Genomic DNA, 21,710 nt, shown 5'->3' with positions numbered 1-21,710 from the left:
AAATATAGCAAAAAGAAAGCAGGATGAAAAATGACTTTCACCCTGCTTTCAATAAAATTACATATTCTACTTATATAGATCCGGTTCTATGGGATTGTTGTTTTTGGCCAGAGATTCTTTTGTATTTTTCTCTATTTCCCTGAATACCTGGTTCTGATCTGTGATTTCTCTTCCGTCCTGTGTCTGCACCTTAAAGGTAACCCGGGTGTTATTGTTATCTCCGCCGTTCCGCATCATCATTTCCCTCATGTTCTTGGAAGGGTCATTAACGTAGGCTTTCCATACTTTTTTAAACTGGTCTTCGGTTACTTCAATTTCCTTCCCTCCGATTCCCATGATCTTTACATTTCCCGGCAGTTCCGTTTCACTGAGGGCTGCGAAAGCTTCGGTTTTCTTGTTGCCCTGTAGAGTCATCCTGTGTGAGCCTGTAGTATCTTCAATCTGTACAATCAGTCCCGGAAGCCCGTAGAATTTATAAGGCCCGTCCTGGAACGGGATTTCTGTAGTAAACCAGGCAACCCATTCCCTGCCGCCATAGCTGGCTGTTGCTTTCTGGGCATTGTACGCACCGATTTTCTGTTTTTCCGGAAGGATCTTCCATTCGGGTTTCCGGTCTTCTATGATTTTATACTGATCCATGGAAACTCTGGTAATCAGGAAGGTTTTATAGTCGGGGTATGATTTCGTTACCTTATAGCCTACCTGTCCGGCATTGTCTTTGCGGTTGACATTCAGGTTTCCGGATCCGCCCTTCAGCTGTTTCTGAAGGTTTGCCATTGATGTGGAGTCGGCAATGAATTTATCGCGGCTGTAGTAACTGGAGCCGTTTTTATCAATATCCAGCAGCATCATCTCCGTTTTGACGTCTTCCCTGTTGCTGGAATCCGGAATGTATTTGTACTCATAGAAAAACCGGTTCTGTGCGAAAATGCTGAGTCCTGTAACTAAAAATAATGCTGTAAAAACAATTTTCATTATTCTAAATATTTTCAAGTTCGATTTTATTATTGTCCTTTTTCATTCTTTCTTTGATGCGCTCTTCCTGGTTTTTCATGCTGGCATTCTGCCCGTCTTTCATAATCATTATCGCTCCGCCCATCTGCATTTGCTTAAGCCCTTTTGTAGGATCGCTTTCGTAGTCTTTTAAAAGTTTGCTGTACTGCTTGGCATTCACCGGAATTTCATTAGTCCCGAAGATCTCTTCCGGAATGGAACTGATGTTTTGCACAGCCTGCAAAGTGAAACGGTGAGACAGCGTCTTATCTTCCATTTTTACGATAAGCCCGGGAAGCCCGTGAAATTTATAAGGTCCGTCCTGAATCGGGATATCTGTGGTAAACCATGCATACCAATGCCTTCCGGCGAAGTCAGTTTCTGCTTTTTGCGCTGACCATTCCCCGATTTTCAGTTTTTCTGAAGTTATTTTCCATATCATCGGCCTTTCTTCAGAAACGTTGTACTGGTCCCTTAAAATCCTGTTGTGCAAAAAGACTTCATACTTTGGGTATTTTTTTGAGACCGTGTACCGCACCAGGCCTTTCCGGTCATCAGACTTAACGTTAATCGATCCCGAAGATGCCATCTGCCTTTCAAGATCAATTTTCATCAGAGAATCTGAGCGGTAAACCATATAGCTGTAAAATTTAGATCCGGATTTTGAGACATCCAGATTCATCATTTCGCTTTTAACATCAGAAACGTTGGTGGAATCCGGGATGAATTGGTAGTTATAGGTAAAACGCTGGTTCTGTGCACCGGTGGTTATGCTTAAAAATAAAAAGAGCAGTAGTATATTTTTCATAAATGCTGTTTGTTTGTCTGTTTGTTTTGTTTGATTAAATAAAAAAGCCCTGTCAGCACATCACAACAAGTCTGAAATTTGCAGTACTGACAGGAGCTATATTCGGGTTTTTATGGTTATTTTTTAGTTTCAATACGAATTTCTCCGGAGGTTTCTCCGCCGTCAACCTTTTTCTTGTTGATATTCATGCTTTTAATCTTATCAGGATTCAAGCTTTCCAGTTCCTGCTTTGTAACTTCTTTGCCGTCAAAATATATCCTCATGTTATCGGCTCCGTCAATGCTTTTGATACCTGAAGCATTCAACGTCTGATTACCCTGGTTGATTATGATGTTGTCAGCATTGATCCTTAACATTTTACCTTCCGGAAAGTTTTTAAACGTGTTGCTGAATACCATAGCCTTTCTGTTTCCGTTCAAAGCCATTCTTTCAGCTTCTAACTTTATACGCTCTTTATAAACCTTTGCTATTTTAGAATCAATTTTCGCCCTTTTCCTTTCCAGCTCGGCTCTTTTCCTGACATCTGCAGCAGATCCGTTGTTTCCCGTTCGTGATAATTTGAATGTTTTTTTCATTTCAGGGGACCACTTCCCATTTTTTGCGTCCCTGAAAGAATAGATCTGTACTTTCGGTGTATTGGGTATATTTACCGCTAACGGCGGAAGATCGGGAAGGTCAACCTTAAGTTCAGGAATTTCGGGCAGTTCCGGTATTTCTTCATATTTCATATTTCCAATATTCCTGATTTTATCCTTCCACTCCGCAGATTTGAAATATTCGTTGATATTTACATCCCTGCCGTCCGTTTTTATTACCATTACAGATTTAAGAAATTTTTCAGAGCCTGCAATTTTACCGATCTCTCCGGATAGTTTTCCTATTTCTTCAAGGTAACTGTCATAATCTTTGCTTTCAGGACTAAGCTTTTTTAAGGTTGCGGTACGCTCCTGGATCTGTTTGCTCAAATCTGCAATTTTCTTTTCATCGGCTGATCTTTTAGAGACACCGGGAACTACTGCTGTCCGTGTTTTTGAAGCATCAGGTGTCACGGTATCCGTTTTAATGCGCGCATCCTGTTGTTTCTCAATCCGGGAAACGGTTTTCTCGATTTCTATATTCGTTGCTTTGATTTCCTGATTTTTCGCGTTTACCATATAGGCAAAGGCCACTGAAAATACGACCGGCAATGCAAAAATTCTACGCACATACCCGAATCTGGTTTTTGGTTTCTGTAACATTTTAAGGCGTTTTTTAAGGTTTGAACTAAGAAACGGACTGGTTGCCGGCAACGCTGTTCCGGAAAAGTGGCTGGCTAAGAGCATCTGCGCAAATGCTTTGGTGTCCGATTGCCTGACGGCTTTTTTATCCGCCAGGTATTCATGAATTAAACTGATTTCTTTTCTGATGAGGTAAAAAAAAGGATTGAACCAGAATACTGACGTAATGATCTCGATAAAAATTTTATCGAAAGAATGTTTCTGCTCAATATGTACCATTTCATGCTTCAGAATCTGCTTTCCGATATCCGAGTCCAGCATAATGGAATTTTTCCAGAACAGATTTCTGAAATAGGAAAACGGTGCTTCAGCCAGATTGGTCCGGTAAAAGTTGATCCCGCCGAAATGCTCTTTCGGAAACCGGCTTTTAAGCTGCCCGATCCTGACAATCCCGTAGATGAATCTTCCTAGAAAGAAGAAAGAAATGAATCCCAGAGCTGAAAAAATAATCCTAAAATAAATGTGATCATATGCTGTGTTTTTGTAGTTATTAAAATTATGTACTTTATCAATCAGGCGGTAGACGCTGCTGCTTACTTCAATCGTAAAGTCCTCTATCTTTATTAATGGCAGCAGAATCGAAATCAGCATCGCAGACAAAAGATAAAATCTGTTGTAGTGATGAAACGTCCTGTCCTTTAAAGACAGCCGGTAGTATAAAAATGTTATACCGGAACATACAATAACTTTCCCAAAATACAGAAGCAGAGTTTCCATAGGCTGTTAATCTTTGTTTTTGAGTTCGCTTAGCAACAGTTCAAGGTCTTCTACCGTCATTTCGTTTTTTTCCACCAGAAATGAAACTGCACTTTTGTAGGAGCCTTTAAAATAATTTTTCACAAGGCTTTTCATGGTTTTCCCGGAATACTGTTCCTTTGAAACCAGCGGAAAATATTCATGCTGCCTTCCGTATACGCGGTAGTCTACAAATTCCTTCTCTTTCAATACTTTCAAAATGGTAGAAACGGTATTGGTATGCGGTTTCGGTTCCGGGAAAAGATCCAGAACATCTTTCAGAAATCCCTTTTCGAGTTTCCATAAATACTGCATTACCTGTTCTTCTGCTTTTGTCAATGTCTGAATTTTCATATCCTTTTAATTTATCATTATTCTCATACAGATTCAAATAATCCGTATCACTAATTCCTTAGTGATACAAATGTAGAAATAAAATCAATACGGACAACTATTTTTTTAGTGATAAAAACAGAATTCATTTAATCAACTGATAACCAGATTAATAAATTTTCATAAGATTTGTTACATTTTCAAAAAGTTAAATTACTGCCTGATCATTTTACAGCAAAGCTGATGATTGGAGCTGAAATTCTTAAAAGTTGTTAATTTTTATTACATAAAATTAAAATGAAGTCGGTTTAACTCAGAAAATATATTTATTTTAGTGCTTTAAAAATTTCTCATGAAAAGATATCATTTATTAATTGTACTATTGCTATTCATTTTTAACTTTACTACAGCCCAGAAGAAAGGTTCTCCGGCAGCGGATTTCAGTGCGGTAGGGGAAGCGAAAAACAAAATTGAAAATACCGTTCCGTTAGTGATCAAGCATTTAAAGGAAATAAGCGAAAAAGAAAGCGATCCGAATATCCTTGCGAACGGAAAAACAGCTTTAGCCAAAGAATACGGGAAAGTGGAACTGGAATGGCGCCTGTACCGCGGGAACATGAACAACTGTATCCTTAACAACGCTTCCAAGAAAGCCAAAAAGTGTATGGAATACCATACCTCTATGTTCAGAGGCACTTTGATCAACTACAACAACTATATTACCAACCTGACGAGAAAGAACGGTTACCTTGGTGTAGAAGGCGATACAAAATTTGAATTCAACCCTGCTGAAGTCACCACAAAACTGAATGATTCTTATTTTAGCGGAGGCGATGCAGCCAACAGGATGAAAAGAGGCCAGAAAAAAGAATTTATAGGCCAGACCATGGCTGATGATAATGCGCTTAAGCCTTTCAATCAGCTGGCAGCTGAATAATTTCAACAGAATTAATATCATTAAAATAATAATCCTGCTTTGTCCAAAGCGGGATTTTTTGTATCCGCTGACGGAAATAAACAGCAAATCAATAGTTATGGCATGATAAGTGAATCATCTGAACTTATTTCAAAAACAACCAGAATGAGCAGTTTAAAAAAAGGAGATATGGTAAGATGGAATTCCAGCTTCGGGGAAACCCACGGAAAGATTACCCACATCCATACAAAGGATTTTACGTTTATGAACAGGCAGCGCCGTGCGTCTGAAGAAGAACCGCAATATGAAGTAATGAGTGAAAAGACAGGGAAATCAGCGGTGCATAAAGCTTCAGCCCTTAAGAAAATGTAAAATGCCACAAATTAATTTGTGGCATTTTTAATTATCCGGTATTCAGTTACTTAATTTTATCGTAAATTAGTTTGGTAACAACCGCACCGAAAAGATAATAGGCAACCGTCATTATTTTTTTCTGGTTATTCTCGGCAACCGGGGCATCATCCAGTCCCATTTTCTCAGGAAGGGCTACTGCACCCAGTCCCATTAAAACCCCGGAAGCAATATTGAAACCGGTAGTAGCCGTAGCTGCGTAATACATCCCGTTCCCGATGACATCACCGGCTAATGTAGCCGCATACAGCTGTTCGTGATTGGTAACCTTCATATCCACTTTATCCAGCGCTTTATTTAAAGCTTCTTCCCCCACTTTATTGATCTCCGGGACATTGTCAAAATTTTTCCTGATGGCTTCGTGCAGCAGGCTGAGTGCAACGGCACCTCCTAAACCTGCAAGGATTTTCTTATACATACGCTTGTCTTATTAATGATATGTTTATTCAACTGCATAAATTAAGCCATTAAAAGCATGATGTAAAAGTCACTGTATGGAGAAATAAAAAGAGTATTACAAATCTGTAATACTCTTTCTGCAGTAGCGGGAACCGGACTCGAACCGATGACCTTCGGGTTATGAGCCCGACGAGCTACCTACTGCTCCATCCCGCGGTGTATTTTTAGAGTGCTTACCGAAAGCACTTAACTTAGTAGCGGGAACCGGACTCGAACCGATGACCTTCGGGTTATGAGCCCGACGAGCTACCTACTGCTCCATCCCGCGGTGTATCTTTAGAGTGCTTACCGAAAGCACTAACTTAGTAGCGGGAACCGGACTCGAACCGATGACCTTCGGGTTATGAGCCCGACGAGCTACCTACTGCTCCATCCCGCGTTATTGGACTGCAAATATACGACAATATTTTTAAAATCCTAATTTTTCTTGACTATTAAAGACTTTTATGAAAATTATTTTAATATTCGTATCTTTGGGGTATGGCAAAAATATTGAAAATATATCCTGAGAATCCACGGGAAAACCTTATCGATGAGGTGGTTAAAACATTAAATAACGGCGGACTGATTATTTATCCTTCCGATACGGTGTATGCATTGGGCTGTAATATTTTTGATATAAAAGCAATGGAAAAGCTGGCCCAGATTAAAAAGCTTAAGCTTGAAAAGGCTCAGTTTTCCATTATATGTAATGATCTCAGCCACCTTTCAGATTTTACAAGGCCTATCAACACTTCCGTTTTCAGGTTTTTGAAAAGCCACCTGCCGGGGCCTTTTACCTTTATCCTTGAAGCCAATAAAAGTTTACCGCTCGCCTATAAAAACCATAAAACAATCGGGATCCGGGTTCCGGACCATCCGGTTCCGCAACTTATTGTTGAGAAGTTAGGGCATCCGATTGCTTCCACTTCCATCAAGGACGATGATGAAATCATTGAATATTCCACAGATCCCGAACTGATTGCAGAAAAGTACGGTCATCTGGTAGATATCGTTATTGATTCCGGATACGGCGATAATATCGCTTCTACCATTGTGGACCTTACTTCAGGAGAACCTGAAATCATAAGACAGGGAAAGGGAGATATTTAAAAATAAGCTTATCCTCCGGAATCAGCTGTGGTTTTATTTATTTAATTTATGAGTCTTAACGGAAAATATGCCTTGGGCATCCTGCTTACGTTTGTATTGCTGGCTGCGGCTATGCTTTACATCTTTCCTGTTGTCAATATGATGGCGGGAACAGCAGAGATTACTTCAGAGAAGTTTTTTTATTCCCGGATGATCCTGTGGCTGGTGGCCATCATTGTCTTCCTGTACAGTCTTTTTGTTGAGAAACAGTATTTCCTGCTCTGGAAAGAAAAATCCTATTCTGTACTTTTTTACATCGGAGCCGTAATCAGCCTGTACTTTATCTGCCTATTAGGAGGTGCACTTCTTAATACTTTTGTTAAAATTTCAACCCATGAAAAAAACAGCAGCCAGCTGATGCGCCTGGCTCTGATTTTCAGGAACAATTATTCGTTAATCATAATAACCTGCCTTACGGCAGGTGTTGTGGAAGAACTCCTGATGCGCGGCTATATGCAGCCGCGGATTGAAAATATATACAGCAGTCGCTATTCCGGAATCCTGATTCCTGCCGTTTTATTCGGGATCCTCCACAGTACCTACGGAACGATAGGCCAGGTATTGGTCCCGTTTTTTATCGGAGCTGTTTTTGCTGTTTTTTACAAACGGTATTCAAATATAAAAATTCTCATCATCTGTCACTTCATGTATGATTTCGTATCACTGATGGTCATGAATTTTATTAACGTTAAACATTTATCTGTATTGTAACCTTATGAAAATAATAACATCGCCCGCCAAATTAATGAACACCGAAAATTCAACGGACCTGTTGAGAATCACGACTCCTAAATTCATTGATGACGCAGCTTACATACACTCCCATTTAAAGCACAAATCCCCGAAATATCTTTCTGAACTGATGGAAATTTCGCCTAAACTGGCGGACGAAAACTGGGAAAGAAACCAGAAATGGGATGCAAAACCTACGGCAAAACAATCCGCTCCTGCCCTGTATGCTTTTACAGGTGAGGTATACAGAGGCATGGATGCCAAGACACTGGATAAAAGTGCTGTGGATTACTTACAGAAAAACCACAGGATCCTTTCAGGCCTGTACGGCCTTTTAAAACCTTCTGATAAAGTTATGCTGTACCGCCTGGAAATGGGACGCCCTTTCAAGTTCGATGAATACAATAATCTGTATGAATTCTGGAGGGATAAAATAACGGATCAGCTGAATTCCGAACTCAAAAAGAATGAGATTGTCCTGAATCTGGCAAGCCAGGAATATTTCAAAGCCATCGACCGTAAAAAAATCCGTCATCAGATTATTGATTTCGAGTTTTATGAATTGAAGGAGGGAAAACTCAAAACCATTGTGGTGTATACCAAGCATGCCCGGGGCATGGTCGCAAGATTCTGTGCGGAAACCAATGCCAAAACCCTGAATGATGTAAAGGCATTCAATTATGAAGGCTACATGATTGATGAAGAAAAATCAACGGATACAAAACTGGTTTTTACAAGATAGATGACAGTAGGAGAATTTAAAAAATATTTCAGGGAACAGCTTTCGGAAATATACATAGATTCGGAAAGTGCTTTTTTGTGCTCTGTTTTTATTGGAAAAATCGTAGGGCTCAATCCTTTTTATCAAAGGAAATTTTCCGGCCAGGCACTATTGCAGGATGATGAAGAAAAGCTTCTGCACGTAATCTCAGAACTGAAAACCGAGAAGCCGTACCAGCACATCCTGGGTGAAACCGAATTCTACGGCATGACATTCTTTGTAAATGAACATGTACTGATCCCCAGGCCTGAAACCGAGGAGCTGCTGGAACTGGCGATCAAGAACATCCACAGCTCAAAATTATGGAGGGAGGATATAAAAATCCTTGACATCGGAACGGGCAGCGGAGTAATTCCTCTGGTGTTAAAAAAACACTTTCCAAAAGCCCGGATAACTTCCGTTGATTTTTCTGAAAAGGCCCTGGAAACAGCCGGGAGAAATGCAGCGTTCCATAAGCTGGACGTAAATTTTATCCAAGCAGATTACCTTACTTACAGCCTGAATGAAAATTTTGACATCATTATTTCAAACCCGCCGTACATCGGTATCGAAGAAGAAAAAGAAATTGCTGATTCCGTGAAGGAATTTGAACCGAAAATGGCCCTCTTCTCCCCTACTTCCGATGCGCTTATCTTTTACCGGAAGATTGCAGAAGATGCTGAAAAACACCTTAATGAAAACGGGATGCTGTTTTTGGAAATCAATCAGAAATTAGGCCCTGAAACGCTGGAACTGTACCGTAATTTCACGGAGGCTGCCCTAATCCAGGATTTATCGGGAAATGACCGGTTTGTTTTTGGTGAAAAATAATCAGCCGGAAATTTCAAACGTACCTATCTGAAAATTATAAACTCCCATTATAAAAAATCTGTTTCCAGCCTGTCAATAGTCAGGATAAAATCCGGTTAATTACCTTGACCGGATTTTTTTGTTTTTTCAAATATAAATTTCTTAATTAAACCTTTTCTTTGTTTAATTATTCATTTTTCAGGAAATGGGTATGATGTTATTGCCACCTGGTTATACGATTAACATATTTCTAAAATAATTACGGAATCCCTTTAAAACCGGACCCTGAAAGACATTTTTCAAATGAATTTCACCGCCAAATGATTTGTAATGGTTATTTACATATATTTGTGTGTAATCGATTACACATTAAATATTTCATTTTAAAACAACCAAAAAATTACTAATCTATGAAAAGAATATTGATCTATTTTGTGATGCTTTTCAGTCCTTTCCTTCTGAAAGCACAGGTAACCATTACCCAGGCAACAGGCTGGCTTGAATCTGCTTATGTCAAATGGAACCCTGTCAACGGGGCTGACAGCTACAAAGTGTATTATACCGGAGGCGGATTTACCGATAAACCTATTGATACACAGCTTATAAGAAGCTACGGCACTTATTTCAGGGCGGATATTTTAGGATTAAGCGCCGGAAACTATACGGTTAAAGTGGTCCCGGTAACAGGGAATGTAGAGGGTGCGGCTGCGGTTTCCGGTACGGTGACCGTTCTTGCTCATGACAGAAACGGATTTGCCCATCACAATGCCAGGGTTCCGGGAGCTTACAACCTGAATGGAACCTTAAAAGCAAACGCTGTGGTCATCTACGTGACACAGGATACTAAAAACACAGTTTCACTGAATGTTACAGGAGCCAATGCAAATCCCTGTGTCGGTCTTCAGAGTATTCTGGACGGTTTCAAAAAAGGCATGGATACAAGGCCTCTGGCCATAAGACTGTTGGGAAATGTAACAGATCCCGGTTATCTTCTGAATGGCGATGCCGTGATTGAAAATAAAAATATCGATGCCAGCTCAATTACTTTTGAGGGTGTTGGTGATGATGCACTGGTAAACGGCTGGGGAATCCGTATTAAAAACGCAACCAATATAGAAGTGAGAAATCTTGGATTCATGCTGACCAATGCTTCGGAAGGTGATAACCTCAGCTTACAGCAGAATAACAGCTATATCTGGGCCCACCATAACGACTTGTTTTATGGTGCTCCCGGTTCTGATGCCGATCAGGAAAAAGGCGACGGGGCGCTGGATGCTAAAAAATCCACCTATGTCACTTTTTCCTACAACCATTTCTGGGATAACGGAAAAAGCTGTTTGCTGGGTTTAAGTGAAGGAACGACCGCAGGCCTTTACATCACTTACCACCACAACTGGTTTGATCATTCAGATTCAAGACATCCGAGAGTGCGCTATTATTCTGCCCACGTCTACAACAATTACTATGACGGAAATTCTAAATATGGAGTAGGTTCTACCCTGGGCTCTTCGGTTTTCGTGGAGGGAAATTATTTCAGAAATGCAAAATACCCGATTCTTACTTCAAAACAGGGAACAGACGTTGCCAATGGCGCTCCCGGAACATTTTCGGGTGAAAACGGCGGTGTGGTGAAGGCATTCAACAACTACATGACCGGTCAGACGGCTTTCGTTCCTTATAATGCGGCAACAGCAGCCAGTCATTTTGATGCTTATGTATCTGCTTCAAGAAATGAAGTGCTCGGAAATACCATCAAGGCATTCCAGGGGAACGGTACATATAACAACTTTGATACAGATAATTCGCTCTATGTCAATACTCTGGTCCCGGATTCCCCGACGGCTGCAAAAGATAAGGTCATGCAGTATTCCGGAAGGGTTTCCGGTGGAGATATCAGCTGGACTTTCAGCAATGCCAACGATGATACCTCTTCTTCTGTAAATACCGGATTAATGGCCGTGCTGCAAAACTATGTCTCTTCATTGGTCTATGTACAGGGAATTTCTTCAGCCTCTGCAAGTTCCCAGACCCTTGCTGTTCCTTCAAACAATGACCAGGCTGTCACAGCAGGAACGGCCATTACCCCTATGGTCTTTACGTGGGGCGGAACAGCAACGGATGCAGCGGTTACAGGTTTACCGGCTTCCGGAATCAGCTTTGTTAAAAATGCTTCAGCCAAAACGGTTACGGTTTCAGGAACGCCTACCGCTGACCTTGATTTCACAATAATGACCTCTGGTACAGCCGGAACAGCCGTTTCAGGAACAGGAAGCATTTCAGTTACGCCAGGGTCAGGGACAAACCCTCAGGGAAATGAAATCCACAATTTCTCTGTTTCTAACCTTACCAGTTCATTTTATACCTTCACGTCTGCAAATATCAATTCTACCGACGGTATGGCAACGTACGACGGATTAACCCTGACAAAACGCCTGAAATTAGAATCAGCAACAGGAATCACATACACCACGGCTGCGGCATCATCCTTAACACTGGTTTTCGATCCTTCATTCAGCGGAACGGTGAAGGTGGATAATGTTTCTTACACGGCTTCTTCGGGAATCGTATCAATTCCAACGGTAGCTGCAGGATCCCACTCCATCACAAAAGGAAGTGTGGCCAACCTGTTCTACATTAAAACCCAATATGCTTCCTCAGTTTTGTCCACTCAGGAAAATACGGTTGCAGAAAATGTTACAATTTATCCAAACCCTGTTGAAACCTTTTTCAGCATTACTGTTCCGGATACGGTTGAACAGGTGACAATAACCAACAGTGCGGGAGATACTGTAAAACATATCAGAGGCAATAACAAAACCATTGATATGAGCAGCCTTCAAAGCGGCCTTTATTTTGTCCGGATTAAAACGGATAAAGGAAGCTCAGCGCACAAGATTATTAAAAAGTAAAATTGATTATTTTATATGGCCTGCCGTCCCAGTTTTTGGGGCGGCTTTTTGTTTTTCAAAAAATGAAACAATAACGCCTGTGACATTGGCTATCTGATATTGAGTTTCAAAACCTTTGAATTTTCTGAAGATATTTTTATATAAAACTTCCCTGAGAATGACAGATTTATTTTTGGAAGCAAATAAATTAATTGCTGATTATTTTATTCTGAATTTCAGTGTTTCATTTTCTTTCTTTAAAATTTTTATTTCTTCTGATTTTCTGATGTATTTTTTTTGAGTTTCTATAAAGAAATCAGCAACATTGTAATAATGAATGTTACTTCCTGACTGATCATATAAAGTAGAATTATCAAATTGAAAAGGAAATTTTGCAATTTAATCTTTGATCTCTTCTACAGAAACTTCTAATGTTTTTGCCATGCTCTCCGGAGATATATCTTTTTCATTCTTAAAGCTTTTTAGTTTTTCCTGAATCAGGCGCATTCACCGCGGCAGGTTTAGTAAGCGCTAAAAACGCATTTAGATTAAAGATATTAAAACCTATTCATAGTAGGTATTTATAGTTATCAGTTTTTTTATTTAACATTAAAGCACCTTAATAAGGTGCCTTAATGTTAAATATTTTTTAATTTCCTGATCAAATATAGTGATATACTGTGTCATATAAATTTATGCAGAATATCTTCAGACCCTGACCGCTTTCCAGTTATAATTAAATTTAAATAACCGATTCTTATGAAAAAACTCATTTCAGGATTGTTCCTAATCATAAGTTCATCGTCGCATGTACTTACCGACACGATTCAAACTAAAAATAACCTCGATCAAAATGAATCTTTTAAAAATCAGGGATATTCATAAGCATTTACACCGTATGGAAACAGTATAGTGAATATGCCGGATCTGCTGACTTTCATTTTATAAAGAGAATGATTATCCGATCCTTTTCCTTACAAAGATTTCATAACTTAAATAGATCAGCGGCAATGCCATAATACCGATGTATAAAGAGTTTGCTACTGCAGCCTGAGGCTGGGTAAGCACAGCATAGACCAGCCCGAAAAATGCACCTCCCAAATGCGCAGCATGCCCGATATTGTCATGCTGGCTTGGGTTCAGCATCATATAAACCGAATAGGCGAAATATACCAGACCGAAGATATAGCCAGGAATAGGAATTGGAATAAAAAACATGTAGATTCCGATATCCGGCATCATGGCGATGGCGGCAAATAAAATGCCTGAAACCCCGCCGCTTGCTCCGATGGCGGAATACCAGGGCTGCTTCTGGTAAATAAACAGTGAAAATATATTTCCCAGTAAAATGGATCCGAAGTAAATAAGCAGAAAACCGAAGTTTCCGAATCCCTGAATAATTACCGGACCGAAGAAATACAAAGTTAACATATTAAATATCAGATGCATGAGATCAGCATGAAGAAATCCTGCCGAAAGCAGACGGATGTATTCCTTCCGGTTGCTGATTGCTCCTACATTGAATTTATATTTCTCAAAATTGCTGCTTCCGTTTGGTGCGGCAAAGCTTATAATGGCCGTAATGACGATGATTAAAATAAGGATATTCATTTTTAACGTTTAATTTCTATATTTCCTACGCAAGTTTTATGCTATTCTTTAAAACCTCCTCTTCCTCTAGCCTTTTTAGCTTTTAAAAGGTCTGAAAATACAAAATTACCCACGTTACAATGGACAGGTTCTTAATTTTTGAAAACTTTAAATGTTCTGTTATTTGTGCGGGTAAAAATCTTTACAAGGTATTCTCCCGGCACATATGCGGAAACATCAATGGTTATATTAGAATTATTAATAGTCTGCCTTTTAATCTTTCTGCCTTCCATATTATAGACTTCTAAAAGTAATATAAACTCTTTGCCTTGGATATGTAAAAGATCTGCTGTAGGATTAGGATAAATTTCAATATTGTTACCCAAAGAAATTTCCTTTGTTCCGAGTTGTGTTCCCAAAATATTTACAGTGTAATCCCTTGTTTCTCCGGATCCGAATGACGAGCATGCATTTCCTGGGTTGATGGCACTTCCATAAGCCCTGGATCGGATCCTCATCCTTGTATTTCCGTTGGCAGAAGAGGCAGGTACAGTAAATTTCCTGGGTTGATGGCACTTCCATAAGCCCTGGATCGGATCCTCATCCTTGTATTTCCGTTGGCAGAAGAGGCAGGTACAGTAAAGGAGACGGTATTCTGGGTGTTCATGGAATTGACCAGCTGCTTATACTCCTGCGCTTCAAAAATATTATTTTGGTTGGTATCGAGCCACATACCGATTACAGCTTCTGAAGAGGTAGAAGTATAGATCTGATACGTCTGCCCGGCCGTGAGCGTTGCTGTCGTATTTCCCGAGGCCGGGTAATCATGATAAAAAATGCCTGATGAAGAAAACGTCTGATGACTAAAAGGGGTAGAATTAATCTTTATCTCAATAAAGGAAGGATCTATGTCACCACCCAGGTTTGAAGTACAGGGATTTTGTATGGATTGGGCATCAAAAAGGCATGCCATAAAAATACTTGTCAATAAAACTGTTTTCATATAAAAAATTTAAGGATACAAATCTAGCAAAAAACAATTAATGAAACAAAGTCGCATTAAAGAATTAATATTAACATTACATTATGCGATGTGATGGAATTTAATTATTCTGCGATCCATGCTTAACTAATGTCCGCAAATAAATGTTATTACAGTTCAGCAGCAGATTTCATCAAGGCAGGTTACATTAAAATTATCCGTAAATTTGTATTACTGTATAAACAATTAATCCTTCCGAAATATATGAAACAGATCAGAAATACCCACGCAAAAACTGAGATCCTGAATATCATCAACGGTTCGGAGGTTGCTTTGTCCCATGCGGATATCCAAAGAAAAATAGGAGATCTCTGTAATCGCGTCACTATATACAGAGTACTTGAACGCCTTGAAAAAGAAGGAAATATTCATAAAATAACTAATGTGGACGGGGTCGTAAATTTCGCAAAATGCAACAATATATGCCATACAGACCATCATAGTCATGATCATGTTCATTTTAACTGTGAAAATTGCAAAACCGTGCTATGCATTGAAAATATTACACCGGCAATCCAACTTCCGAAAAATTTCACAGTTAGGAACTATAATCTGGTAATCAGCGGAATATGCCCTAGATGTCAAAACCTGTAAATCTGATAAGATTGAATAAACAAAAAAGACCGGCTGTTAAACCGGTCTTCTTTTGTTTATTTAACTTTTTTTAAGCAGATATTTTTTACACCGGCTGAAATTACTTATGCACCGTCCTCACTCTGAAACAGATCCCCGATGGTACCGTCCTCTTCGGAGCCGCCTGCAGGTTCCGGTTCTTCATCGGCTTCAGGCTCTTCTTCTTCCGGTTCAGGGATGGTAAAATTGATGGATTTTACCTTGAACTTCGTAAACTGGTTCCCGATGGCCCTGATCCCTTTTACAGCAATAAATTCATCAATATTCACGGTTTCAGGCTCGCGGTCTTTGCCTTTGTCTTTGGCAAAAATGATTTCGGCTGTTGAACCGTTTGAAACGATGATGGTTTCAATGAATGATTTCGGGTGTTCGGAAGGCATAAAGGTCTGAATGTTCGGCGTGTTTTCCAATAAGAACCTTTTGATGAAATAAATATCCTTTTCACCATCAAAATAAATACAGGTAACCGGCTGGTTCGGGCGCCATTTTTCAAGGACCAGATACTGGTCATCAAAACGGTTTCCGAGATCAAAAGAAATCAGTTTGGCTTCGCCGTTTGTATTGATGGTTAAGATTTTGTCGTCACCTTTGAAATTTCCCAGCAAAGATCCCCTGCCGTCTGCATTCAGTCTGCGCACCGTATCATCAAACCAGATTTTCCTCGGGGCCAGTGTAGAAACCCCTTCTTCTTTCAGGTCTACTTTTTTAATGGAGAATTTGGTAACGAGGTTCCCTTTTGTGTCACGCCCTTTGATGGCCAGTTCAGAAAAGTCGATATCCATCTTGCTCTTTCTGATTCTCGGGTTGGGCTTCATGAGCACACTTACGGTCTCTGCCTCACCATTGGGATTGGCTGAAAAATACAACATTTCCGAGCCTTTTTTATCTGAAGCCAAAGGGTAATCCGTATTCCGGGTAACGCCGGTTACGAAAAAGCGTTTCATATAATAGGGCCCGTCACGTCCTTCACGGTAAATCATATTATAAACCGTACGCCTGTCGTTTTTCTTCCAGACCGCTACATGGAGGATATCTTTGCCGATGAACGTCTTGGCTTCCACTTTCACCACTTTCATGCTTCCGTCTTTCCTGAACGTAATGATATCATCGATATCCGAACAGTCAAATAAGTACTGGTCTTTTTTCAGGGACGTCCCGATAAAGCCTTCCTCGAAATTGGCGTAGAACTTTTCATTGGCCACGGCAACTTTTGTTGCATCAATGGTATCAAAAATCCTGAGTTCCGTTTTTCGCTGCCGGTCTTTTCCGTATTTTTTCTGGATGTTCAGGTAATAATCGATCGCATACTGAATAAGATGCCCCAGATGGTGTTTTACCTGCTCTATTTTGCCTTCCAGGGCAGCAATATTTTCTTTGAACTTATCCAGGTCAAACCTTGAAATCCTTTTGATCCTGATTTCAGTCAGCTTCAGGATGTCCTCTTCCGTTATAGCTCTCAACAGGTGCTTAGTGTGAGGCTTAAGGCCTTTGTCAATGGTTTTCAGGACATTTTCCCAGGTTTTCACCTCTTCAATGTCATGGTAGATCCTGTTTTCAATAAAAATCCTTTCCAGGGAAGAAAAATGCCAGCTTTCCTGCAATTCATGCAGCTCAATCTCCAGTTCTTTTTTAAGCAGCGATACCGTATGCTCCGTATTTCTCCTTAGGATTTCAGATACATTCAGGAACATCGGCTTGTCGCCTACAATAACACAGGCATTGGGTGAAATCGTCACCTGGCAGTCTGTAAAAGCGTACAAGGCATCAATGGTTTTATCCGGTGAAACATCATTGTGAAGATGGATCAGTATTTCTACTTTATCTGAAGTATTGTCTTCAATTTTTTTGATTTTGATCTTGCCTTTTTCATTGGCTTTCAGAACAGAATCAATCAGGTCGGTGGTCGTCTTGGAGTACGGAAGCTCCGTGATCATAAGGGTATGCTTATCCAAAGGCGAAATTTTCGCCCGTGCCCTTACTTTTCCGCCTCTGTGGCCGTCATTGTACTCGGAAACATCCAGGTAACCCGCCGTTAAGAAATCAGGGAAAAGTTCAAACTTTTTTCCTTTTAAATGGGCTACGGAAGCATTGATCAGCTCATTGAAATTATGGGGCAGTATTTTCGTGGAAAGCCCTACCCCGATTCCCTCGACACCCTGCGCGAGCAGCAAAGGGAATTTTACCGGAAGATCAATCGGTTCATTGTTTCTTCCGTCGTAGGATTTGGCCCACTCCGTAGTTTTGGGATTAAATACCACTTCCAGCGCAAAAGGGGTCAGCCTTGCTTCAATATATCTTGCTGCGGCTGCAGAATCCCCGGTGTAGATATTCCCCCAGTTTCCCTGGGTATCGATCAGCAGTTCCCGCTGTCCGATGCCCACCATTGCATCGGTAATGGACGCATCGCCGTGCGGGTGATACTTCATGGTATTCCCTACGATATTGGCTACTTTATTGTAACGCCCGTCTTCCAGCTCGCGCATGGAATGCATGATTCTTCGCTGAACAGGCTTGAAACCGTCATATACCGACGGGATGGCCCGGTCTAAAATTACGTAAGAAGCATAATCCAGAAACCAGTCTTTATACAGCCCGGAAACCTTCTTTAAGCTTTCACCTTCCTGCGGATTTTCTTCTGTCATCATGTATTGTTAACTCTTTTTCTCGTTATTGGTTTTTACCACTTTATTTAATGAGAACTTTAAATCACTGGTTTCTTTTCTGGTAAGATATGAAATTTCATACTTTAAAATGGTTGAACCGCTGTTTTTGCTGGAGATGGTAATGTATAACCTTTTCATGAAAAACATATCGATTACCTCGTATTTCAGCAGTTTGTATTTCGGGAACTCGTCGCTTAGCGGTTTCTGTATGAAAGGGACAATATTCCTGTTCCTGAAATGGAGGGCCTCCCCGTCACTGTCATACTCAAATATCTGCCTTCCGTTCAGGTAATAAAAAAGGATCAGCAAGAGCGGCACAAGAATCAGGAAAAAACTCTCTTTCCCTAAAATATCAAATCTGTATTCCTCTAAAAAATAAGCTCCTATTCCTGCAATTAAAAACATGATCAGCAGGGTGTTGACGAAGCTGTAAACCGAAGTCTTGTTACGGTTGCTGAGTCTCATAGTATTGGTTTGGTTTGTTTTAGCATTTTTTAATTTCTGTACAAAATCAGGATATCAGTTAATTTCATCAGCGGTTTCAGCTTCACTCAGGATTTCTTTTTTATTGATATCCGGATCTTCAACCACCAGATTTTCAAGGATGAACAACTGGCGGTCCGGGGTATTTTTCCCCATGTAGAACTCCAGCAGCTGTTCTATGGTCTGGTCTTTTCCTGCCACTACCGGTTCCAGGCGGATATCTTTCCCGATGAAATGCTTGAATTCGTCAGGTGAGATCTCTCCCAGACCTTTGAAACGCGTAATTTCCGGATTTTTGCCTAATTCATTCAGTGCTTTGATTCTTTCCTGCTCAGAGTAGCAATATCTGGTTTCCTTTTTGTTTCTTACCCTGAACAGAGGGGTCTGGAGAATATAAAGGTGCCCGTTCTTGATCAGGTCCGGGAAAAACTGCAGGAAGAACGTAATCATCAGCAGGCGGATATGCATCCCGTCCACATCGGCATCCGTAGCGATAATAACCTGGTTGTATCTCAGATCCTCAAGGCTTTCCTCGATATTCAGAGCGGCCTGGAGAAGATTGAATTCTTCATTTTCATACACGACCTTCTTTGTCAATCCGTAACAGTTCAGCGGCTTTCCTTTCAGGGAAAATACAGCCTGTGTTTCAACATCCCTGGATTTTGTGATGGATCCCGAAGCGGAGTCCCCCTCGGTGATGAAGATCTGTGTTTCGCCTTTTCTTTCGTTTTTCTGGTCATTGTAATGCTGCCGGCAGTCGCGGAGCTTCTTGTTATGGAGCGAGACTTTTTTAGCCCTTTCCCTGGCCAGTTTCTGAATTCCGGAAAGCTCTTTCCTTTCACGCTCGGAGATCAGGATTTTTCTCTGAATCGCCTCTGCCACTTCCGGGTTTTTGTGCAGGAAGTTATCCAGTTTGCTTTTCAGGAAATCGATAATGAATATCCTGACCGTGGGTCCGTTGGGGCCCATGTCATTTGATCCCAGCTTTGTTTTGGTCTGGGATTCAAACACAGGTTCTTCCACGTTGATGGAGATTGCCGCCACGATGGATTTCCTTACATCGGACGCATCAAAGTTTTTATTGAAAAACTCGCGGATGGTTTTTACGTACGCTTCACGGAACGCATTCAGGTGGGTACCTCCCTGCGTAGTATTCTGCCCGTTGACGAACGAGAAATAGGTTTCCGTCTGGGATTTATCCGTATGCGTGATGGCAACTTCTATATCGCTGTCCCTTAAATGAACAATAGGATAAAGGGTTTCACTTTCCAGCTCTTCATCCAGCAAATCTTTAAGTCCGTTTTCAGAAAAGAACGTTTCACCGTTGAAAAGTATCTTCAGCCCGGGATTCAGGTACGCATAATTGCGCAGCATCCGCTCAATATATTCTTTCCTGTATTTGAAGTTAAGGAAAATATCCCCGTCCGGAACGAAAGAAATTTCCGTACCGTTGCGGTCTGAAGTATCCTTCTCCTCATGGTTTTCTGTAATCAGTCCACGGGAAAATTCGGCAATTTTCATTCTTCCTTCGCGGAAAGACCGTACGCGGAAATATTCGGAAAGCGCATTGACTGCCTTGGTCCCTACCCCGTTAAGCCCTACCGATTTTTTGAAGGCCTTACTGTCATATTTACCTCCGGTATTCATTTTTGAGACGGCATCCACTACTTTTCCCAGCGGAATTCCCCGGCCGAAGTCCCGGATCGTAACTTTACCGTCATCTACTTTTATTTCAATCCTTTTACCGGATTTCATCCTGAATTCATCAATGGAATTATCCAGGATTTCCTTAAGCAGGATGTAGATCCCGTCATCGGCGGAAGAGCCGTCTCCCAGTTTCCCGATATACATTCCGGGGCGGAGGCGGATGTGTTCCTGCCAGTCAAGGGTTCTGATATTATCTTCGGAATAGATTGGATTTGTTTCTTGTGACATATGTTATTTCAGCAAACATACAAAAGTACGAAATTGTGAAAAATTATCCGAAATTTTTAATTCATTTTTTACTAATATTTATCATTAAGTATTGTATAATTATCAATGAAAAGCTATATTTACATTATTCAATACCAGGTGAAAAAGAGAATGTTACGGTACATCTGCATTATAAAAAAAATCAGCCTGATCTTTTTTAGCTGCTATGCATAACAAAAATAAATACAAATGACCATGACTTAGGATGAACAAACTTTAAATAAAAACAACAAACCGAAAACACCATGAAAAACACGCTCCATGCCTGCATTATTGATGAGCAAAACAACGGCGAGCAGATTGCGCTGCTGCTGAAAGACGAATTCCCGGAATTTGAAATCGACCTCCGGACAGACAGTATACAGCACGCGTACGATTACCTCTGTAAAAACTCCCCGGACCTCTTATTTGTTGATATCCTGCAGCCAGATAAAACAGCTGTTGAAATGCTTTCGAAATTCAGGGAAAGCCTCTCCTCAATCATCTTTATTACCGATTCTGAAACCGCAGCGATCCAGGCCATTAAAAAAGGGGTTACCGACTGCCTGCTGAAACCTGTAAAAAACCTTGATTTCGTCATTACCGTCAACAAAGCGGTCGAAAACCTGAAAAGACAGAGAGCAGCCCTTTTGGGCAATGTTATTCACAATAAGATCAACCTTCCTACCCTTCAGGGTTTCAAAAGGGTAAATATTGATGAAATCATCCGCTGCGAGGCAGATTCCAATTATACTTTTATTTACTTATCTGACAAATCAAAGGTGATGGTTTCCAAAACACTGTATGATTTTGAAAAGCACCTTTCCGAATACAATTTTTTCAGGATTCATCACAAACATCTGATCAACCTTGAGCACCTGAAGGAATACATCAAAGGAAAAGGCGGGCAGGTAGTAATGACCGATAATTCAGTACTGGATGTATCAATACGAAAGAAACATGAATTTTTACACGCCATTGCATAAATATATCCCGTTTATTTGAAAAAAATCGACACTTGCTCAATTGTTAAAAACACTTGATCATTTGGAATAGGCTGACGGATAATACTTTGGTACTTTTGAGTCAATCA

At 40.5% G+C, this 21,710-nt stretch carries 20 protein-coding genes and 3 tRNA genes; 9 read left to right on the top strand and 14 right to left on the bottom strand.

Features of this window, described 5'->3' with window-relative positions; translation table 11 throughout:
* Positions 1 to 66: 66 nt before the first annotated feature.
* From SD427_RS08775 to SD427_RS08760, 4 genes are all read right to left on the bottom strand, one after another.
* Positions 67 to 975: a GLPGLI family protein gene (locus SD427_RS08775; protein ID WP_320560897.1), complete on the bottom strand. Its 909-nt coding sequence runs from the start codon at positions 973 to 975 to the stop codon at positions 67 to 69.
* 4 nt (positions 976 to 979) lie between these two features.
* Complete coding sequence (locus SD427_RS08770) at positions 980 to 1,801, bottom strand: GLPGLI family protein (RefSeq protein WP_320560896.1); 822 nt, start codon at positions 1,799 to 1,801, stop codon at positions 980 to 982.
* A 116-nt stretch (positions 1,802 to 1,917) separates the two neighbouring features.
* Complete coding sequence (locus SD427_RS08765) at positions 1,918 to 3,795, bottom strand: M56 family metallopeptidase (protein ID WP_320560895.1); 1,878 nt, start codon at positions 3,793 to 3,795, stop codon at positions 1,918 to 1,920.
* A gap of 6 nt (positions 3,796 to 3,801) precedes the next feature.
* The gene (locus SD427_RS08760; RefSeq protein ID WP_320560894.1) at positions 3,802 to 4,167 is read right to left on the bottom strand and encodes a BlaI/MecI/CopY family transcriptional regulator; all 366 of its coding nucleotides are present in this window, start codon (positions 4,165 to 4,167) and stop codon (positions 3,802 to 3,804) included.
* Positions 4,168 to 4,498: 331 nt separating this feature from the next.
* Between SD427_RS08760 and SD427_RS08755 the strand changes: the two genes are divergently transcribed.
* Complete coding sequence (locus SD427_RS08755) at positions 4,499 to 5,083, top strand: hypothetical protein (RefSeq protein ID WP_320560893.1); 585 nt, start codon at positions 4,499 to 4,501, stop codon at positions 5,081 to 5,083.
* A 144-nt stretch (positions 5,084 to 5,227) separates the two neighbouring features.
* Positions 5,228 to 5,434: a DUF2945 domain-containing protein gene (locus tag SD427_RS08750; protein ID WP_320560892.1), complete on the top strand. Its 207-nt coding sequence runs from the start codon at positions 5,228 to 5,230 to the stop codon at positions 5,432 to 5,434.
* A gap of 46 nt (positions 5,435 to 5,480) precedes the next feature.
* On the opposite strand, the gene SD427_RS08745 is transcribed toward SD427_RS08750, so the two are convergent.
* From SD427_RS08745 to SD427_RS08730, 4 genes are all read right to left on the bottom strand, one after another.
* Positions 5,481 to 5,891, bottom strand: a complete 411-nt coding sequence (locus SD427_RS08745; RefSeq protein WP_320560891.1) for a hypothetical protein — start codon at positions 5,889 to 5,891, stop codon at positions 5,481 to 5,483.
* A gap of 124 nt (positions 5,892 to 6,015) precedes the next feature.
* A tRNA-Met gene (locus tag SD427_RS08740) sits at positions 6,016 to 6,088 on the bottom strand.
* 39 nt (positions 6,089 to 6,127) lie between these two features.
* Positions 6,128 to 6,200: transfer RNA gene (locus SD427_RS08735), tRNA-Met, on the bottom strand.
* Between the two features lie 38 nt (positions 6,201 to 6,238).
* Positions 6,239 to 6,311 (bottom strand) — tRNA-Met (locus SD427_RS08730).
* 101 nt (positions 6,312 to 6,412) lie between these two features.
* Here SD427_RS08730 and SD427_RS08725 point away from each other — a divergent pair.
* The 5 genes from SD427_RS08725 to SD427_RS08705 all read left to right on the top strand — a co-directional run bounded on the left by SD427_RS08725 (position 6,413) and on the right by SD427_RS08705 (position 12,274).
* Positions 6,413 to 7,024 (top strand): L-threonylcarbamoyladenylate synthase, encoded by a 612-nt coding sequence (locus tag SD427_RS08725; protein WP_320560890.1) that lies wholly within the window; start codon positions 6,413 to 6,415, stop codon positions 7,022 to 7,024.
* 48 nt (positions 7,025 to 7,072) lie between these two features.
* The gene (locus SD427_RS08720; protein WP_320560889.1) at positions 7,073 to 7,774 is read left to right on the top strand and encodes a type II CAAX endopeptidase family protein; all 702 of its coding nucleotides are present in this window, start codon (positions 7,073 to 7,075) and stop codon (positions 7,772 to 7,774) included.
* A 4-nt stretch (positions 7,775 to 7,778) separates the two neighbouring features.
* A complete protein-coding gene (gene yaaA, locus SD427_RS08715; RefSeq protein ID WP_320560888.1) occupies positions 7,779 to 8,537 on the top strand; it encodes a peroxide stress protein YaaA in 759 nt (252 codons plus the stop codon).
* Complete coding sequence (gene prmC / locus SD427_RS08710; protein ID WP_320560887.1) at positions 8,538 to 9,386, top strand: peptide chain release factor N(5)-glutamine methyltransferase; 849 nt, start codon at positions 8,538 to 8,540, stop codon at positions 9,384 to 9,386.
* A 389-nt stretch (positions 9,387 to 9,775) separates the two neighbouring features.
* Positions 9,776 to 12,274, top strand: coding sequence for a T9SS type A sorting domain-containing protein (locus SD427_RS08705; RefSeq protein ID WP_320560886.1), 2,499 nt, complete (start codon positions 9,776 to 9,778; stop codon positions 12,272 to 12,274).
* Positions 12,275 to 13,210: 936 nt separating this feature from the next.
* Here the strand turns inward: SD427_RS08705 and SD427_RS08700 are convergent.
* The 3 genes from SD427_RS08700 to SD427_RS08690 all read right to left on the bottom strand — a co-directional run bounded on the left by SD427_RS08700 (position 13,211) and on the right by SD427_RS08690 (position 14,846).
* Positions 13,211 to 13,864, bottom strand: coding sequence for a rhomboid family intramembrane serine protease (locus SD427_RS08700; RefSeq protein ID WP_320560885.1), 654 nt, complete (start codon positions 13,862 to 13,864; stop codon positions 13,211 to 13,213).
* A gap of 131 nt (positions 13,865 to 13,995) precedes the next feature.
* The gene (locus SD427_RS08695) at positions 13,996 to 14,361 is read right to left on the bottom strand and encodes a T9SS type A sorting domain-containing protein (RefSeq protein WP_320560884.1); all 366 of its coding nucleotides are present in this window, start codon (positions 14,359 to 14,361) and stop codon (positions 13,996 to 13,998) included.
* Positions 14,358 to 14,846 carry a GEVED domain-containing protein gene (locus tag SD427_RS08690; RefSeq protein WP_320560883.1) on the bottom strand — a complete coding sequence of 163 codons (489 nt, stop codon included), beginning with the start codon at positions 14,844 to 14,846 and terminating at the stop codon, positions 14,358 to 14,360. Before SD427_RS08690 ends, SD427_RS08695 begins: the two co-directional genes overlap by 4 nt.
* Positions 14,847 to 14,975: 129 nt before the next feature.
* Between SD427_RS08690 and SD427_RS08685 the strand changes: the two genes are divergently transcribed.
* Complete coding sequence (locus tag SD427_RS08685) at positions 14,976 to 15,479, top strand: Fur family transcriptional regulator (RefSeq protein ID WP_320560882.1); 504 nt, start codon at positions 14,976 to 14,978, stop codon at positions 15,477 to 15,479.
* Between the two features lie 104 nt (positions 15,480 to 15,583).
* Here the strand turns inward: SD427_RS08685 and SD427_RS08680 are convergent, their stop codons facing one another.
* The 3 genes from SD427_RS08680 to SD427_RS08670 are packed head-to-tail and all read right to left on the bottom strand — an operon-like array spanning position 15,584 to position 20,599.
* On the bottom strand, positions 15,584 to 18,163 hold the full coding sequence (locus tag SD427_RS08680) for a DNA gyrase/topoisomerase IV subunit A (protein ID WP_320560881.1): 2,580 nt from the start codon (positions 18,161 to 18,163) through the stop codon (positions 15,584 to 15,586).
* Between the two features lie 6 nt (positions 18,164 to 18,169).
* The gene (locus tag SD427_RS08675; protein WP_320560880.1) at positions 18,170 to 18,646 is read right to left on the bottom strand and encodes a hypothetical protein; all 477 of its coding nucleotides are present in this window, start codon (positions 18,644 to 18,646) and stop codon (positions 18,170 to 18,172) included.
* Positions 18,647 to 18,700: 54 nt separating this feature from the next.
* Positions 18,701 to 20,599 (bottom strand): DNA topoisomerase IV subunit B, encoded by a 1,899-nt coding sequence (locus SD427_RS08670; protein ID WP_320560879.1) that lies wholly within the window; start codon positions 20,597 to 20,599, stop codon positions 18,701 to 18,703.
* Between the two features lie 284 nt (positions 20,600 to 20,883).
* On the opposite strand from SD427_RS08670, the gene SD427_RS08665 reads away from it, so the two are divergent.
* On the top strand, positions 20,884 to 21,603 hold the full coding sequence (locus SD427_RS08665; RefSeq protein WP_320560877.1) for a LytTR family DNA-binding domain-containing protein: 720 nt from the start codon (positions 20,884 to 20,886) through the stop codon (positions 21,601 to 21,603).
* The last annotated feature ends 107 nt before the right edge of the window (positions 21,604 to 21,710 follow it).

This window comes from Chryseobacterium sp. JJR-5R (assembly GCF_034047335.1).
In the GTDB taxonomy this organism is placed as follows: domain Bacteria; phylum Bacteroidota; class Bacteroidia; order Flavobacteriales; family Weeksellaceae; genus Chryseobacterium.
Note: the sequence above shows the minus strand (reverse complement) of the source record. Positions and strands in the feature narration are given on the sequence as shown.